14 protein-coding genes are annotated in these 15,238 nt (G+C 73.0%); 6 read left to right on the top strand and 8 right to left on the bottom strand.

Annotated elements, in window-relative coordinates:
* Positions 1–16: 16 nt before the first annotated feature.
* From MTP10_RS03275 to MTP10_RS03265, 3 genes are all read right to left on the bottom strand, one after another.
* On the bottom strand, positions 17–3,214 hold the full coding sequence (locus MTP10_RS03275) for a S8 family serine peptidase (protein ID WP_310707429.1): 3,198 nt from the start codon (positions 3,212–3,214) through the stop codon (positions 17–19).
* Between the two features lie 148 nt (positions 3,215–3,362).
* The gene (locus MTP10_RS03270) at positions 3,363–3,608 is read right to left on the bottom strand and encodes a hypothetical protein (protein WP_310707428.1); all 246 of its coding nucleotides are present in this window, start codon (positions 3,606–3,608) and stop codon (positions 3,363–3,365) included.
* A gap of 139 nt (positions 3,609–3,747) precedes the next feature.
* Positions 3,748–4,257: a VOC family protein gene (locus MTP10_RS03265; RefSeq protein WP_310707427.1), complete on the bottom strand. Its 510-nt coding sequence runs from the start codon at positions 4,255–4,257 to the stop codon at positions 3,748–3,750.
* Positions 4,258–4,317: 60 nt separating this feature from the next.
* Here MTP10_RS03265 and MTP10_RS03260 point away from each other — a divergent pair, with 60 nt between their 5' ends.
* The 3 genes from MTP10_RS03260 to xylB all read left to right on the top strand — a co-directional run bounded on the left by MTP10_RS03260 (position 4,318) and on the right by xylB (position 6,866).
* The gene (locus tag MTP10_RS03260) at positions 4,318–4,767 is read left to right on the top strand and encodes a MarR family transcriptional regulator (RefSeq protein ID WP_310707426.1); all 450 of its coding nucleotides are present in this window, start codon (positions 4,318–4,320) and stop codon (positions 4,765–4,767) included.
* Positions 4,768–4,884: 117 nt separating this feature from the next.
* On the top strand, positions 4,885–5,064 hold the full coding sequence (locus MTP10_RS03255; RefSeq protein WP_310707425.1) for a hypothetical protein: 180 nt from the start codon (positions 4,885–4,887) through the stop codon (positions 5,062–5,064).
* 350 nt (positions 5,065–5,414) lie between these two features.
* Entirely contained in the window at positions 5,415–6,866 is a 1,452-nt protein-coding gene (gene xylB / locus MTP10_RS03250; RefSeq protein WP_310707537.1) for a xylulokinase, read from the top strand.
* Positions 6,867–6,977: 111 nt separating this feature from the next.
* On the opposite strand, the gene MTP10_RS03245 is transcribed toward xylB, so the two are convergent.
* The gene (locus MTP10_RS03245) at positions 6,978–7,928 is read right to left on the bottom strand and encodes an alpha/beta hydrolase (protein ID WP_310707424.1); all 951 of its coding nucleotides are present in this window, start codon (positions 7,926–7,928) and stop codon (positions 6,978–6,980) included.
* 190 nt (positions 7,929–8,118) lie between these two features.
* Between MTP10_RS03245 and MTP10_RS03240 the strand changes: the two genes are divergently transcribed.
* The 3 genes from MTP10_RS03240 (at position 8,119) to MTP10_RS03230 (ending at position 11,623) form a co-directional block, all read left to right on the top strand.
* Positions 8,119–8,889 (top strand): DUF998 domain-containing protein, encoded by a 771-nt coding sequence (locus MTP10_RS03240; RefSeq protein ID WP_310707423.1) that lies wholly within the window; start codon positions 8,119–8,121, stop codon positions 8,887–8,889.
* A gap of 62 nt (positions 8,890–8,951) precedes the next feature.
* The gene (locus MTP10_RS03235) at positions 8,952–11,252 is read left to right on the top strand and encodes a nitrate- and nitrite sensing domain-containing protein (RefSeq protein ID WP_310707422.1); all 2,301 of its coding nucleotides are present in this window, start codon (positions 8,952–8,954) and stop codon (positions 11,250–11,252) included.
* The gene (locus MTP10_RS03230) at positions 11,249–11,623 is read left to right on the top strand and encodes a DUF742 domain-containing protein (protein ID WP_310707421.1); all 375 of its coding nucleotides are present in this window, start codon (positions 11,249–11,251) and stop codon (positions 11,621–11,623) included. Before MTP10_RS03235 ends, MTP10_RS03230 begins: the two co-directional genes overlap by 4 nt.
* Before the next feature lie 50 nt (positions 11,624–11,673).
* Here MTP10_RS03230 and MTP10_RS03225 read toward each other — a convergent pair whose 3' ends face one another.
* Genes MTP10_RS03225 through MTP10_RS03210 form a run of 4 tightly spaced genes read right to left on the bottom strand, consistent with a single transcriptional unit; the run spans position 11,674 to position 15,161 of the window.
* Complete coding sequence (locus MTP10_RS03225) at positions 11,674–12,246, bottom strand: ATP/GTP-binding protein (RefSeq protein ID WP_310707420.1); 573 nt, start codon at positions 12,244–12,246, stop codon at positions 11,674–11,676.
* Entirely contained in the window at positions 12,227–12,601 is a 375-nt protein-coding gene (locus MTP10_RS03220; RefSeq protein ID WP_310707419.1) for a DUF742 domain-containing protein, read from the bottom strand. The genes MTP10_RS03225 and MTP10_RS03220 overlap by 20 nt, the downstream gene beginning before the upstream one ends.
* The gene (locus MTP10_RS03215; RefSeq protein ID WP_310707418.1) at positions 12,598–13,005 is read right to left on the bottom strand and encodes a roadblock/LC7 domain-containing protein; all 408 of its coding nucleotides are present in this window, start codon (positions 13,003–13,005) and stop codon (positions 12,598–12,600) included. The genes MTP10_RS03220 and MTP10_RS03215 overlap by 4 nt, the downstream gene beginning before the upstream one ends.
* Positions 13,002–15,161 (bottom strand): nitrate- and nitrite sensing domain-containing protein, encoded by a 2,160-nt coding sequence (locus MTP10_RS03210; RefSeq protein ID WP_310707417.1) that lies wholly within the window; start codon positions 15,159–15,161, stop codon positions 13,002–13,004. The genes MTP10_RS03215 and MTP10_RS03210 overlap by 4 nt, the downstream gene beginning before the upstream one ends.
* Positions 15,162–15,238: the final 77 nt, after the last annotated feature.

Here is a 15,238-nt window from a genome sequence, read left to right as displayed (position 1 = left end):
TCCTCACGGGTTCCGGCTACCGGATCCGGTAGGCCCGGATGACCGTCTGCTCCACCGTGTTGCCCGCCTCGTCCACCGCCCGGGCGCGCAGGGACACGAACCCCGCGCCGGCCGGATGGCGCAGGACGACCGCCGACCCGTGGACCGCGGCCCTGCTCCAGGTGGCCCCGTCGTCATAGGACACGTCCACCGCCGGCCGCCGGACGGGGCGGGCGGCGCTGCCCTCCAGCGGCTGAACGGTCACCGGCACGGTGAAGCGCCGCCCGGACGGGGCGGAGTTGTCGGCGTCGAGGGCGGGGCTGAAGCGCACGACCGACACCGGCAGCCGCGCAGGCGTGTCACCCGCGACGTGCCCGGACCGGAACGTCCACACACAGGACACGCGCGTGGACAGCGTCGCGGGCGCTCCGCGCTCGGTCTCGACGACGAGGCGGTAGGCGGCCTCCGACGCGGGCACGGTGAAGCTCGTCACGATCTCCGGCTGCTCGCCCACCAGGGTGCCGTCACGGTAGAGGGCGGTCCGCTGCGTCGCCCGGGAGGAGTAGCCGAGCGATCCTCTCGCGTCGCCGTACATGAGCAGGCTGGTCGAGATGACGTCGCCGGTGCGGCTGACGCCGTCGGAGTCCGGGTGCCCCGCCCAGGGCAGGGCGGGCGCGAAGACGCCACGGTTCCACGCCTCCGTGTACGCCCGCCCGGACCGGTAGACCGCGAAGGGCGACTCGAACTTGTTGAGCCGGCCGTCGGGGGCGTACTCGAACAGGTAGCGCTGCCAGCGGATGCCGTCGTCGGTGTTGACGTACTCGGTCTGCCGGAACGGCGTGCCGAACGTGGTGGGGGACAGGTACCCGAAGAAGCCCCCGTCGCGCGGCCAGGCCCGGCTGGAGGCGTCGGCCTCCGCGTCGGGCAGGTGGCGGGCGTAGCCGGTGTGGATGGCGGCCAGGTCGCGCTGGGCCACGCGCCGCTCGAATCCGTTGACCATGCCTCCGGAGTGGAACCAGGTCAGGCGGTAGGCGTACGGGCTCCCGGCCCGGGCGGCGGCCCACTGCCCGGCGACCTTGGTACGCACACCCGGATAGGCGCGGTCGGGACCGAGCTGGGCGGTGAACGCACCGTCATAGGAGTCGGCGAGCCAGCCCCAGCTGCGCGACCTGCCGTCGGCCTCCTGCCACTGGTAGCCGATCTCGGCCAGCAGCGAGGTGGCGTCGGCGCGGGGCAGCGTCAGCGAGATCGGCCGGCCCAGCCGCGCGTCGGCCTCCACGGTCTGCGACCGGTCCAGGACGAGGTCCGGGTGGACGAGGAGCGTCCTGCTCCGGTCGTCGCTGACGGCGCTCCTGATCTGCCATCTGCCCTTCGGCAGTCGCAGGGTGACCGGCCCCTCGGGCTCCTCCACATCGATGGGGTCCTGGTGGGCGTCGAGCCGGTACAGCGTCGTGTAGGCCCTGGTGGCCGGTCGGCCGTCCCTGCCGGTGTGCCTGAGGGTGAGGTCGTAGCTCTCGGTCTCCTTGTCCACCCCGACCGGCGTGCTGAGAACCAGGCCGTCGTCGCCGGTGGCGACGACGTACCCGCCGAGCAGACCGTCCGGCCCGCCGGTGCGGGTGTCGGCGGTGACGGTGGCCTCGGCCTCACCGCCCGCGGGGACGGTCAGCGTGGCGGGTGTGACGCCGAAGGCCTTGTCGCCGCGCACCTCCAGGCGGAGGGTCACCGGCTGCTGCTCGCGGTTGCGGTACACGATCTTCTTGCCGACCGGCTGGTCGTCGTCGTGCGGCCACGCCTGCCGTCCGAAGCCGAGACCGGGCGGTTCGGCCGTGACGGCCTGGCTCGTGCCCCGGTCGGCGTCGACCAGCCCCGCGCCCTGTGCGAAGACCCCGATCCCTGGCAGCGGCCGGGCGGTGCCCATGAGGGCCGCCTTGAGCGTGTCGCCCGTCCAGTCGGGGTGCGCCCCGGCCAGCAGCGCGGCGACGCCCGCGACGTGCGGGGCGGCCATGGAGGTGCCGGACATGGAGACGTAGGAGCCGCCGCCGGGGCTGTCCTTGCCGCGGGCCGCGGTGATGTCCACGCCGGGGGCGGTGATGTCCGGCTTGAGGCCCTCATCACCGGCGCGCGGCCCGCGGCTGGCGAAGCCGGCCTGCTCGCCGGACTTGCTGACGGCGCCGACCGCGAGCGCGGCGTCGGCGGTGGCGGGCGAGTTGAGCGTGCGGTCGCCGCCGGAGTTGCCGGCCGCCACCACGAACAGGGTGCCGTAGCGCTCGGTGAGCGTCTGCACGGCCTCCTCCAGCGGGTCGAGCCCGGGGGTGTCGGGAGCCCCGAGGCTCATGTTGACGACTCTCGCGCCCTGCTCGGCCGCCCACTGCATGCCCGCCAGGATGGCCGAGTCCGAGCACCACTCCGACTCGCACACCTTGCCGTCCATCAGCGTCACGCCGGGCGCGACGCCACGGTACGTGCCGCCTGAGGCGGCGCCACTGCCCGCGATGGTGGAGGCCACGTGCGTGCCGTGCCCGATCACGTCGCGTTCGTCCTGGGTCTCGGTGAAGTCGGCGCGGGCCGCGACCCGTCCGGCGAGGTCGGGGTGGGTCGCGTCGATCCCGGTGTCGAGCACCGCCACCCTGACGCCGCTGCCGGTGTGCCCGCGCTCCCACGCCCGCGGCGCGCCGACCTGCTTGACGCTCACGTCGAGCGAGACGCGCCGGCGCCCGTCGAGCCAGACCTTGCCCTTGCCGTCCGCGAGTGCCCGCCACGTCCGCGCGGCGCCGTCCCTGCGCTGCCGTACGGCGAAGCCCCGCACCGCGCTCAGCGACCTGAACCCGGCCATCGCGCGGACGGACGGCCCGGGACCGGAGAGCCCGGTCACGACCAGGGGCAACTCCTCGCGGCTGTCGTCGTACCCGAGCTCCAGCAGCCCCGTCACGTCGAACAGCCGGGGATCCAGCCGTCCGGCGTGGACCAGCGGCGCGGCGTCGCTCGGTAAGACGCGGAGCCGCCCCTGCGCTTCGTCGGTGAAGAAGGTGACCTTCTCCCTGCCCTCGCCCGGCTCGACGATCGCGCTCGTCCGGCCGGTCACCGTCACTTTGTCGCCGGTCACCAGCGTGACCGTCCGCACGCCGGTCGCCGGCTGGTCGGCGGCCTGCGCGGCCCCATGTGCGACCGCCTGCCATGGGGCGGCCACGGCCATGGCGAGCACGGCGACGCCGGCCCACCTTGTCGTTCTGTGCACGTAGTTATCCGATCATCCGGAAATGTCACTACGTATTGGCCGATGATCGGCAGGTGTTTCAGCTGCCGCCTACGTCCATCGCTCCCCGGCCGGCAGGCTGGTGCGGCGCACCGCGATGCCGGCGGCACGGCGGATCACCTTGACGACCTCAGCGGTCGTCGTCGTCATCGCCGCCCGCGATGCCGTCCAGCAGGCGCGTCACGGCGTCGCCCAGCGGGCGGAACGCCTCCGTGAGGGCGTTGGCGAGCGGAGCGAGGATGTCGGTCACCTCGCCCACCACGCCCACCTGTTTCTGCTCGGGTGGCGCCCAGCGCATCGCGTCGGCGCTCAGCGCCTCCCATTCGTCGACGACGCCGTCGATGGCGTCGAGCACGTGGTCAGGATCGCTCGACATGACCGTTCTCCAAGGCGCGGGAGTCGGACAAGGCCACGGTACCTCTCCGAGCCTGATCAATTCCTCCCGCGCCTGCGTTCCGACTGCCAGGCCGTGCGTGTCAGCCGTGCGTGTCAGGGCGTTTGTCAGGGCGTGTGTGTCAGGCGGGGATCGACACGCCCACGCCGCCGCGCGTCGTCCCGCCGTACCGCTGCTTGGCGGCGGCGAGGTCGAGCGGCCGGACCGAGCTGCGCGCGGCGAGCAACTCCTCGTCGATGAGCGAGGCCGGCACCAGCCAGGACACCTCGAACTCCAGCCCGTCCGGGTCCTGGGCGTACAGGGCCTTGGTGGTGGCGTGGTCGGAGGCGCCGACCAGCGCCCCCATTTCGCCGAGCCTGGCCGCGATGCGCTCCAGCTCGTCGAGCGTGTCCACCTCCCAGGCCAGGTGGTAGAGCCCCACCGAAGAGCGCCCGGCCGGCGACGCAGCCGCGCCGGCGCCGATCTCGAACAGGCCGAGGTCGTGGTCGTTGTTCGAGCCCGGGGCCTGGAGGAAGGCGGCGCCCCGCATGCCCATGACCACCTCGAAGCCGAGGGCTTCGCGGTAGAAGGCGACGCTCCGCTCCACGTCACGGACGTACAGGACCGCGTGGTTGAGCCGCTGGACCGGCATGGTGTTCCCCTTTCAGCAGGACACGACTCAAGTATATGAGAGTTCAAGTAAAATGCCCCCATGACCCGATGGCTGGACGACGACGAGCAGCGTGCCTGGCGCAACTTCGTGGCCGCCACCCAGCTCCTGTACGCGACGCTCGACCGCCAGTTGCAGCGCGACGCGGGGATGCCGCACGCCTACTACGTGATCCTCGTGGGGCTGTCGGAGGCGCCGGAGCGGCGCATGCGGATGAGCGAGCTCGCCACCTGGGCGCAGTCCTCGCAGAGCCGCCTGTCGCACGCGGTCGCGCGTCTGGAGGAGCGCGGCTGGGTGCGCCGCGAGCGCTGCCCGGACGACGGGCGCGGCAGCTTCGCCGTGCTCACCGACGAGGGCTTCGCCGCGCTGGCCGGCGCCGCCCCCGGCCACGTCGAGGAGGTACGGCGGAGGCTGTTCGACGTGCTCGGCCCTGAGCGGATACGGGCGCTCGACGACATCTGCGCCACGGTCCGGGACACGCTGGAGCGCTAGCGCGGAAACTGTCGGTGGCACGTCGTAGCGTTGCGCGGGTGGCCGGGGTGTGGCCTCGGCCGGCGGGGGAGCGGACGACGCTCCGCACGCCCGGACGTGAGCGGGGGGATGCACGACATGGACGATGCGCTGTTCAGGGCGGTCCACGGGATCGCCGGGCGGCTGGCTGGAGAGCCGGTGCCGGTGGTGCTCGACGCGCTGGTGCGTCAGCTTCCCAAGGCACCGGGTCTCGACGGCCCCGAGCTACGCAAGATCGCCGAGGAGATCAGCGTGGGCCGCGACCCGTCGGGTCTGTGACGCCCGTCCACGGCGGGGGGCCGTGGCACAGGGTCTGTGACGCCCGTCCACGGCGGGGGGCCGTGGCACAGGGTCTGTGACGCCCGTCCACGGCGGGGGGCCGTGGCACAGGGTCTGTCACGCCCGTCCACGGCGCGGGGGCCGTGGCGCAGGGTCCGCGACGGGGGGTCTCCGGCGCGGGGGCCCTGGCGCAGGGCGACGGGGGCCTCCGGCGTTCCGCCGGTGGCGCCTGGTGTGGGGGAATGGGGTGCCCGGGGTTGTGGTCTCCGGGCAGGTTCGTGCAGCATCAGGGCCATGGGTAGCGCTAACATTCACCTTCCTCTCCCGTGCGGCGTGCCGGGCGTGACCGCATGACGCTCGTCGCCGGGGTCGACTCCTCGACCCAGAGCTGCAAGGTCGTCATCCGCGACGCCGCCACCGGCCGGCTCGTCCGGCAGGGCAGGGCCGCCCACCCCGAGGGCACCGAGATCCACCCGTCCCACTGGTGGGCCGCCCTGCTGCGGGCCGTCGAGGAGGCCGGCGGGCTCGACGACGTGGCCGCCGTGAGCGTGGCGGGACAACAGCACGGCATGGTCTGCCTCGACGAGGCCGGCCAGGTCGTGCGCGAGGCGCTGCTCTGGAACGACACGCGCTCCGCGGACGCCGCCGCGGCCCTCGTGGCCGAGCTCGGCGGCCCCGCCGCATGGGCCGAGGCGGTGGGCAGCGTGCCGGTGGCGTCGTTCACGATCACCAAGCTGCGCTGGCTGGCCGAGCACGAGCCGGACAACGCCCGCCGGGTGGCCGCCGTGTGCCTGCCGCACGACTGGCTCACCTGGCGGCTCGCGGGAGTGCTCGGCCTGCCCTTCGCCGCGTGGGCCGACGCGCCGCCGCCGCCGCTCGACCACCTGACCACCGACCGCGGCGACGCCTCCGGCACCGGCTACTGGTCACCGGCGACCGGGACGTACCGGACGGATCTGCTCAAGGCTGCCTTCGGCGCGGTGCCACTGCTGCCCCGCGTCCTCGGATCGGTGGCCGACGCCGCCACCGCGCCGCACGGGGAGGCCGGCTCCGGGGGCGAGGCGGGGCGGACGCGCATCGCGCCGGGCACCGGCGACAACATGGCCGCCGCGCTGGGCGTGGGCGCGCGGCCCGGCGACGTCGTGGTGTCCCTCGGCACCTCCGGCACCGTGTTCGCCGTCTCCGACGCGCCGAGTGCCGACCCGAGCGGCCAGGTGGCGGGGTTCGCCGACGCTACGGGCCGCTTCCTCCCGCTGGTCTGCACGCTGAACGCGGCCCGGGTCATGGACGCGACGGCCCGGCTCACGGGCGTCGGCCTCGACCGGCTCGGCGAGCTGGCGCTCCAGGCCCCGCCGGGAGCCGGTGGGCTCACGCTGGTGCCGTACCTGGAGGGCGAGCGCACCCCCAACCAGCCCAACGCCACGGGAGCGGTCCACGGCCTCACCCTGGCCACCTCCACCCCGGCCCACCTGGCCCGGGCGGCGATCGAGGGCATGCTGTGCGGCCTGGCCGACGGCCTCGACGCGCTCGGCCACGTCCCGGAGCGTGTCCTGCTGATCGGTGGAGGGGCCCGCTCGGAGGCGGTCCGCCGCATCGCGCCGACCGTCTTCGGCCGGCCCGTCCTGGCTCCGCCGCCGGGCGAGTACGTCGCCGACGGCGCGGCCTACCAGGCGGCCCGGCTGCTGGACGCGGAGGTGGACTGGTCGTCGCAGGACGCCGCGGCCTACGAGGCCGACCCGGTGCCGGACATCCGCCACCGCTACGCCGCCGCCCGCCCCCACGTCCTCGACCGCCCGCTCTAGAAGAACGCCCCCTCCGGGCGGCCGCCCGATGCGGACGGACGCCCCCGTCCGCACGGCCGCCCGATGCGGACGAACGGCCGGTCCAGGCGGCGGGTGATCTGCCGGGTGGCGTCAGGAGGTGCCGAGTGCCTTGCGCAGCACGCGGACGGCCTGCTCGACGGCGCCCGTCGCGGCGGCCGAGCTCCTGACGGGGTTGAGCATCATGAAGTCGTGGATGATGCCGTTGTAGCGGACGCACGTCGTCCGCACCCCGGCCGCGACCAGCTTGCGCGCGTACGCCTCCCCCTCGTCGCGCAGCACGTCGTTCTCGTCCACGATCACCAGCGCCTCCGGCAGGCCGGCGAGGTCCTCCACGCTCGCCCGCAGCGGCGAGACGGTGATCTCTCCGCGCTTGCCGTGGTCGGGCAGGTACGCGTCCCAGAACCAGGCCATGGCCTTGGCGGTCAGGAAGGGCCCGTTGGCGAACTCCCGGTAGCTGCCGGTGTCCTGGGCGGCGTCGGTGACCGGGTAGTAGAGCGACTGGTGGACGAAGGTCACGTCGCCGCGCTGCTTGGCCAGGATGGCCAGGGCGGTGGCCATGTTGCCGCCGACGGAGTCGCCCGCGACCGCGAGGCGAGAGGCGTCCAGCCCCTCCGAGCCGCCGTCCCGGGTGATCCAGCGCGCGGTGGCGTACGCCTGCTCGATCGCGACCGGGTACTGCGCCTCGGGGGAGCGCTCGTACTCGACGAAGACGAGGGCGGCGTTCGCGCCGACGGCAAGCTCGCGGACGAGCCGGTCGTGCGTCCCGGCGTTGCCGAGGATCCAGCCGCCCCCGTGGACGTACAGGACGGCGGGCAGCGGGCCGCCGGCGCCGGCGGGCTTGACGATGCGGACCCGGACGTCCCCCACCTCGGCCGGCACGGTGATCCACTTCTCGTCGACGTCGGGCTTGTCGATCGGGGCGGCCTGGATGTCGTCGAGGACCTTCCGGGCGCCCTCGGGGCCCAGCTCGTACAGGAACGGGGGCTTGGAGGTCGCGTCCGCGATCTCCTGTGCCTCAGGCTCCAGGATGTGCTCACTCATGAGGTACGTCCCTCTCGTCGGGTGTTCGCCTGTGTGTCATGTGAGCCCTCGGGCTGACGTACCCCCTGATACCTGCCCTGACCCCGGCCGATCCCCCGACGGCCCCCTAGGGGACCCCGGGAAGGGATCAGGGGCGCGTTCGGGGTGTGGCCTGATGCCCGGGGCCCGGCCGGGACGGGAAGGTTGGGGCATGACAGCAGTGAAGGACAGGACCCCCGCGACCACGAGCCGTGTCACGGCCGCGCCGGAGGGGACGGCGCGGCCGTCGGCCGGGAGCCGGTTCAAAGGGTTCGGCGGGGCGCGGGCGGGGGTCTACGCCCTCGTCGCGTGCCTGTCCATCGCGTTCGCCGTCGTCGCGGTCGTGGCCGGCCAGCTCGGTCCCGACCCGTATCTCGACCCCTTGAACGTGACCATCAGCGAGTACGCCGTGTCCGACCGCGGGGGCGTCACGGAGGTCGCGATGGCCGTCTTGGGGCTGGGGTCGCTGGCGCTGCTGGGCGGGCTGCGGGCGGTGGGGGCGCCGGTCCGCGGCACGCCCGAGCGGCTGCTGCTGGTGTGGTCGGTGGCGCTGGTGGTCGCGGCGGTGGTGCCGACCACGCCCATCGGTCAGGACCTGACGCTGACCGCGCAGATCCACCGGTACGTGTCGGTGGCGGCGTTCGTGAGCCTGCCCGCGGCGGCGGCGCTCATGGTGCCGAGGCTGGCGGCCGACGCGGCGTGGAAGCCGGTGGCGCGGGTGGTGGAGTGGCTGGCGCTCGCCGGGGGGCTGGGGCTGCTGGCGATCACCTACGTGGCGCTGCCCGGCGGACGGGTGATGATCGGGCTGGTGGAGCGGCTGTTGCTGGGCGCCGAGGTGGCGTTGTTGCTGGTCCTGGCCGGGTGGCTGGCCCGGCTGGCCTGGGCCCGGACGATCGGAAAAGACGCAAATTTCCTGACTTACCACAGATTTATCGCTAGTTGATCTTAAACCCACCCGTATCGGTGCTATTCTCTCCCGCGATCTTCTATCCGGGAGCAGGTACCATGGCATCGGGCAGATCCATAAGATTCAAGATCTCGACACTGCTCGTCATCCCCCTGGTCTCTCTCGTCGCGCTCTGGGCGTTCGCCGCCAGCACCACCATCGGCGAGGCCGTCAACCTCCTCAAGGCGCAGACTCTCTGGACCGGAGTGATCAACTACGCCGACGGTGTGGTCGGCAATCTCCAGCAGGAGCGGCTGGCCTCCGCCGAGCGGCTCGCGGGCACCGCCACCGACCCCGCCGCGCTGACCGAGGCCCGCGCCAAGGTCGACCGGGTGCGCGCCAAGCTCGTCGAGAACGGCGCCGCCCCGGGCACCCAGTCGGCCATGACGCCGGAGATGCGCGACCGGCTGAAGAAGGCGTACCAGGCGATCGAGCGCCTGCCGGAGGTGCGGCGCCAGGTCGACGGCGGCAGGATGACCCCCTCGGCCCTGATCGAGCAGTATTCCGAGATCTCCGATGCCGTCCACCTCATGTACGCCACGTTCACCGTGAGCACCGACGTGGAGCTGGCCCGGCAGAGCCACGGCCTGATCGCCGCCGACGAGGTCCGCGAGCTGCTCAGCCGCGAGAACGCCCTCATCGTGGCCGCGAACGGCAAGCCGTCCATGTCGGACCTGCACATGCTGGCCCGCATCGACGGCGCCCGGCAGAACCTCTTCCCGACGGCCATGGCCAACATGGACGCCGACCTGAGCGCCGGGGTGCGGAAGGTGGCCGGCTCCTCCCGCTTCGCGACGATGGAGCGGGCGCTGGAGTCATACGTCATGGGTGAGCCCGTGAACATGCAGATGTGGCGCGAGCTGGCCGACCCGGTGCTGAAGGACTACACCGAGGCCATCTGGCGCACCGGTGACGCGCTGTTCGCGCGGATCGAGCCGGCCGGCATCACGATCATCGTCCGCGCCGCCATCGCGGGCGCGCTGGGGCTGCTCGCCGTCATCTTCTCCCTCGTCGTCTCCATCCGGGCCGGCCGGCGCATCGCCCACGACCTCGGGACGCTGCGCCGCAGCGCGCTCGACCTGGCGGAGATCAAGCTGCCCGACGTGGTCACCCGGCTGCGCCAGGGCGACAACGTGGACGTGGACGCCGAGGCGCCGCCCATCACGGTGGCCGACAAGACCACGAGTGAGGTCCAGGACCTCGCGGCGGCCTTCGACAGCGTCCAGCGGACCGCCGTCGACGCCGCCGTCGAGCAGGCCAGGCTCCGCCAGGGCGTCTCCGAGGCGCTGCGCAACCTGGCCAGGCGCAGCCAGACGCTGCTCCAGCGCCAGCTCAGGCTGCTCGACGACATGCAGCGCCAGACCGAGGAGCCGGAGGCGCTGGAGAGGCTGTTCAAGCTCGACCATCTCACCACCCGCATGCGCCGCCACGCGGAGGGCCTGGTGCTGCTGTCGGGCGGCTCGGCCGGCCGCCGCTGGCGCGGCACCATCCCGGTCGAGGACGTGCTGAACGGCGCCGCCGCCCAGGTCGAGGAGTACACCCGCGTCCGCGTCTACCCGATGCCCGAGGCCGGCTTCTCCGGCTCGGCGGTGGCGGACCTCATGCACCTGTTCGCCGAGCTGATCGAGAACGCGGCCACGTTCTCCTCCCCCGACAACGAGGTGTCGGTGCGCGGCGAGATGGTCGGCCGCGGTTTCGCGGTCGAGGTGGAGGACCGGGGCCTCGGCATGGCGCCGGAGCAGCGCGACGCGATCAACCTGCGGCTGGCGAGCCCGCCCGACTTCGACCCGTCGCAGACCGAGCAGCTCGGCTTCGCCGTGGTCGGCATGCTCGCCGCCCGCCACGGCATCTCGGTGACGCTCAAGCCGTCACCCTACGGCGGGACCACGGCGATCGTGCTCGTCCCGTCGATGCTGGTGGAGCTGCTGCCGCCGCCGCTGGACATGCCGGAGTTCGAGCCGGTGTCGGTGCCGATGGCCAGGCACGACGCCGACGGGGCCGAGCGGCTCTCCGGGGCCCTGGAAGGCGGCACGGGCACCACGGGGCCGGGTGCGCTGCCGCGCCGCGTCCGCACGTCCCGCCGCGCCTCGGCGCCGCAGCAGCAGCCCCAGGACTCCGGGCTGCCCCGCCGCGTCCGGCAGACCAACCTGCCGCCCCAGCTCCAGCAGCAGGGCGCCGGCCTGCCCGCCCAGGGCGGCCAGCAGGAGTCCGCACTGCCGTCCCGTACCCGCACGCAGCAGCCCGCCCGGTCCGCCGACGAGCGCTCGCCCGAGGAGGCCAGGGCCCTGCTGTCCTCCCTCCAGTCGGGCTGGCGGCGCGGGCGCCAGGACAGCGACCAGGATGGGGGAACTCGATCGTGAGCCGCGAGCCCGAGTGGGTGGATGAGGAGGCCGGGCCGGTCGTGCGACCTTACGCGGTCGCCCGCGGACGCACCAGGTCCTCCGCCCCGGAGATCGACCTGCTGGCGAACGTCGTCGCCAGCGGCCTGCCCGCGCCGGCCAAGGCGGAGCTGAGCGGCCAGCACCGGCGGCTGATCGGCTGCGTCGCCGGGCAGGCCAGACCCGTGGTGGAGCTCGCCGCGGAGCTCGAACTGCCCGTGGGGGTGGTACGGGTGCTCCTCGGCGACCTGCTGCACTACGGGCTGGTCTCGGTGCGCCCGCCGCTGGCCAAGGGCACGGGGGCGACGGAGAACCTGCTCAGAGAGGTCATCAACGGCCTGCGGGCGCTGTAGCGCCCGCCAGGGCCGGACGGGCGCCTCGCCGGGGGGCGGGCGCCGGGACGCTAGCCTGTCGCGGTCAGGGTCCGCAGGGAGTGCTCCACCAGCGTGACCATGACCTCCTTCGCCGAGGTGCGCCGGCGCACGTCGCACAGCAGCACCGGCACGTCCGGGTCCAGGTCGAGCGCGATCCGCACGTCTTCCACGCTGTGCTGTTCGGCGTCCTCGAAGCAGTTGACGGCCACCACGAACGGCGTGCCGCGCTGCTCGAAGTAGTCCACGGACGGGAAGCAGTCGGTCAGCCGCCGGGTGTCGGCGATGACGACGGCTCCCAGCGCGCCGTAGGACAGCTCGTCCCACATGAACCAGAACCGTTCCTGTCCCGGCGTGCCGAACAGGTAGACGACCAGCCCCTCGCGAATGGTGATGCGGCCGAAGTCCATGGCGACGGTGGTGGTGGTCTTGGCCTCCACGCCGTCGATGTCGTCCACGCCGATCCCGCGCTCGGACAGCACCTCCTCGGTGCGTAGCGGCTTGATCTCGCTGATGGCGCCCACCAGGGTGGTCTTGCCGACGCCGAAGCCCCCCGCGATGAGGATCTTCAGCGCCACGGGGTCGTCAGAGAGCCCGGAGTCCATTGATCACTTCCTTGAGAATGCCCTCGCTCGGACGCGGCCTGGCCGCTGAGGGGGATGTCACCGAGATGAGGCCGTTGTCACGCAGATCGCCGAGCAGCACCCGGACGACCCCGATGGGCAGGTCGATCTCGACGGCCACGTCGGCCACCGAGATCGGGTCGCGCGCCACCCGCAAGATGAGCCGCTGCTCCGGCCCGAGCTCATCGGCCACCTCGTCGGAGGGCTCTCCGACGACGCTCACGGTGGCGATGAGGTCGAAGGCGTCCCCCGACGACCTGGTCCTGCCGCGGATGAGCGCGTAGGGCCGGACGATCGGCCCCGCCGCCTCGTCCAGCCATTGGGGGGTCTCCGTCATGGCGCCGTCGCTCGCGGGTTGGTCGAGATGTGCTGGCCCACCCGCTTGACCAGCATCGCCATCTCGTAGGCGATGTGCCCGACGTCGACGTTCGCCTCGGCCAGCACGGCCAGGCAGGTGCCCTTGCCGGCCGCGGTCACGAAGAGGAACGCCGACTCCATCTCGACGATGGTCTGGCGGACGTCCCCGCCTCCGAAGTGGCGTCCGGTGCCGCGGGCGAGGCTCTGGAACCCCGCCGCCACGGCGGACAGGTGCTCGGCGTCCTCCCGGCTCAGGCCCTTGGAGTAGCCCACCGCGAGGCCGTCGGTCGACAGGATCACCGCCTGCCGGACCGCGGCGACCCTGGTCGTCAGGTCGTCGAGCAGCCAGTTCAGTTCACCGGTGTTGGTCGTGGGCGCGCTCATGCCTCCCCCTCCTCTGTTGCTTCTTCTCGGGCACGTTGGGTTCCCCGTTGGAACGCGGAGAACAGATCGCGTACCTCGTCGGGAGAGCGTTCCGTCTTCTGCTCCGGCTCCGGCTCCGGCTGGGGGTCCGGCCGGAGCTGGGGTGCCAGGTTTGCCTGCCGGACCCGCGTGGGCAGGCCGGCATGGGTCCCGCCGTTCACGACGGCGAGGGCCTTCTTCTTCCTCGTACGGCTGGGCAGCGTGGTGGCGGTGCCCCGGCCGCTGCCGCCCGTGTCCTTGCCCGTCTCGCGGGCCGCTTCACGGTCGTCGTCGCCGGCCGTCAGCGCCGCCTGCTCGCTGACCAGCGTGCGCGGCACCAGGACGATCGCCGTGGTGCCGCCGAAGGGCGAGCGGCGCATCAGCACCTGGATGCCGTGCCGCTCGGCCAGCTTGCCGACCACGAACAGGCCGAGCCTGTCGCTGTCGGCCAGGTCGAACTCCGGCGGCCGGGCCAGCCGCGCGTTGACCGCGGCGTACTCGGTCTGCGAGAGCCCGAGGCCCCTGTCCTCCACCTCGATCGCGTACCCGTTGCTCACCAGGTCGCCGCGGATGTGGACGACGGTGTCGGGCGGCGAGTACAGGGTGGCGTTCTCGACCAGCTCGGCCACGAGGTGGGTCAGGTCGGCCGCGGTGCCGCCGTCGATGGCGCTGGCCGGCATGGTGTCGACCGTGACCCGGGTGTACTCCTCGACCTCGGCGACGGCGGCCCGCACGATGTCGAGCACGGACACCGGCTTGCGCCAGGCCCGGCCGGGCGCGGAGCCGGACAGGATGATGAGGCTCTCGGCGTGCCGCCGCATGCGGGTGGTGAGGTGGTCGACGCGGAAGAGCTCTTCCAGGCGGTCGGGGTCGTGGGTGCGGCGCTGCATGCTGTCGAGCAGCGCGAGCTGGCGGTGCAGCAGGCCCTGCTTGCGCCGGGCGAGGTTGAGGAAGACCTGGCTCACGCCCCGGCGCAGCTCCGCCTGCCCCACGGCGGCCCGTACGGCGGTGGACTGCACGGAGGCGAACGCGCGGGCCACGTCGGTGATCTCGGCGGAGCCGCTGACCTTGAGCGGTTTGGTCTCCTTGGCGGCGTCCACGGTCTCGCCGCGGCGCAGGCGCTCGACGAGAGCGGGCAGCCGCTCGTCCGACAGCTCGACCGCGGCGGCGCGCAGCCCGGACAGCTCGGCGCCCAGCCGGCGGCCGAGGCGCACGGAGATGATGATCGAGGCGAGGACGGCGATCAGGCCGAGGACGCCGGCGACGGCGATGCGGAGCAGGATGACGGTGGCGGCGCTGGTGGCGCGCTCGGCGAGGACGGCGGTGGAGTCGGCGTTGATCCGGTCGAGCTGGGTCATCACCTGGCCGGCGGCGGCGTTCCAGGCGTCGCCGTCGGGGGGCGGCGCGCCGGTGGTGACCACGCGCGTCTCCATCCGGGCGAAGTCGCGGAAGGTCTGGTCGTCGAACACCTTCTCGTACGGCCCGCGCAGTGCGACGTCGAGCCCGGCCATGCCGCGGGCGTGCAGGAACTTGCGGGCGGCGGCGTACTCGGTGAACGCGGCGGCCTCGGGGTCGGTGAGCTGCCCGTCGATGAGGGCGCCGCTGATCAGGGCGTGCTCCCGGGCGATGACCTCACGGGCGTTGCCCATCGCCTGCATGGCCGTGGCCACCTGGAAGAGGGGGAGGTCGGGCACGGAGACCATGTGGTCGTAGAAGCGGAAGAGCGCGTCGAGGACGGCGTTGTAGGCGTCGATGCCCATGAGGCGGGAGCTGAGGCCGGCGTCGATGTCGGCGCGGATGGAGCCGAGCCGGGACAGGGCGCGGTCGAGCCCGTCGATGGGGCCGCGCAGCTCGCCTTCGACGGCGTCACCGGCCTCGACGGTGGAGCGGCGGAAGTCGGCGACGGCCTTGTCGGTGCGGGCTCGCTGGGCGCCGAGGTCCTGGGTGAGCTTACGGGTGGTGACGGCCACGGCGGAGCGCGCGCGCTCGGCCTGGAGCTGGAGGCCCAGCTCGGTCGAGGTGAGGCCGACCGTCTGGTACACGGTGTTGCTCCGCAGGAGGGCCTGGCCGTCGCCCACGGTGAGGTTCAGTGCGAACCCCCAGAGCGCGCTCAGAGACAGGAGGGGTAGCAGCAGCAATAAGAAGATCTTGAACCGAATTGACCGGTTACGCGAGCCCATGTCCCAACCTCGGAGTCGAGGGGCATTTCCACCTT

Source organism: Nonomuraea sp. 3-1Str (assembly GCF_031570565.1).
GTDB lineage: Bacteria > Actinomycetota > Actinomycetes > Streptosporangiales > Streptosporangiaceae > Nonomuraea.
Note: the sequence above shows the minus strand (reverse complement) of the source record. Positions and strands in the feature narration are given on the sequence as shown.

What these genes read in the sequence shown, in the direction of transcription:
- MTP10_RS03270 (WP_310707428.1), bottom strand. Translation starts at nt 3,608, where the DNA reads ATGTCGAGCGATCCTGACCACGTGCTCGACGCCATCGACGGCGTCGTC.
- MTP10_RS03265 (WP_310707427.1), bottom strand. Translation starts at nt 4,257, where the DNA reads ATGCCGGTCCAGCGGCTCAACCACGCGGTCCTGTACGTCCGTGACGTG.
- MTP10_RS03260 (WP_310707426.1), top strand. Translation starts at nt 4,318, where the DNA reads ATGACCCGATGGCTGGACGACGACGAGCAGCGTGCCTGGCGCAACTTC.
- MTP10_RS03255 (WP_310707425.1), top strand. Translation starts at nt 4,885, where the DNA reads ATGGACGATGCGCTGTTCAGGGCGGTCCACGGGATCGCCGGGCGGCTG.
- xylB (WP_310707537.1), top strand. Translation starts at nt 5,415, where the DNA reads ATGACGCTCGTCGCCGGGGTCGACTCCTCGACCCAGAGCTGCAAGGTC.
- MTP10_RS03245 (WP_310707424.1), bottom strand. Translation starts at nt 7,928, where the DNA reads ATGAGTGAGCACATCCTGGAGCCTGAGGCACAGGAGATCGCGGACGCG.
- MTP10_RS03240 (WP_310707423.1), top strand. Translation starts at nt 8,119, where the DNA reads ATGACAGCAGTGAAGGACAGGACCCCCGCGACCACGAGCCGTGTCACG.
- MTP10_RS03235 (WP_310707422.1), top strand. Translation starts at nt 8,952, where the DNA reads ATGGCATCGGGCAGATCCATAAGATTCAAGATCTCGACACTGCTCGTC.
- MTP10_RS03225 (WP_310707420.1), bottom strand. Translation starts at nt 12,246, where the DNA reads ATGGACTCCGGGCTCTCTGACGACCCCGTGGCGCTGAAGATCCTCATC.
- MTP10_RS03220 (WP_310707419.1), bottom strand. Translation starts at nt 12,601, where the DNA reads ATGACGGAGACCCCCCAATGGCTGGACGAGGCGGCGGGGCCGATCGTC.
- MTP10_RS03215 (WP_310707418.1), bottom strand. Translation starts at nt 13,005, where the DNA reads ATGAGCGCGCCCACGACCAACACCGGTGAACTGAACTGGCTGCTCGAC.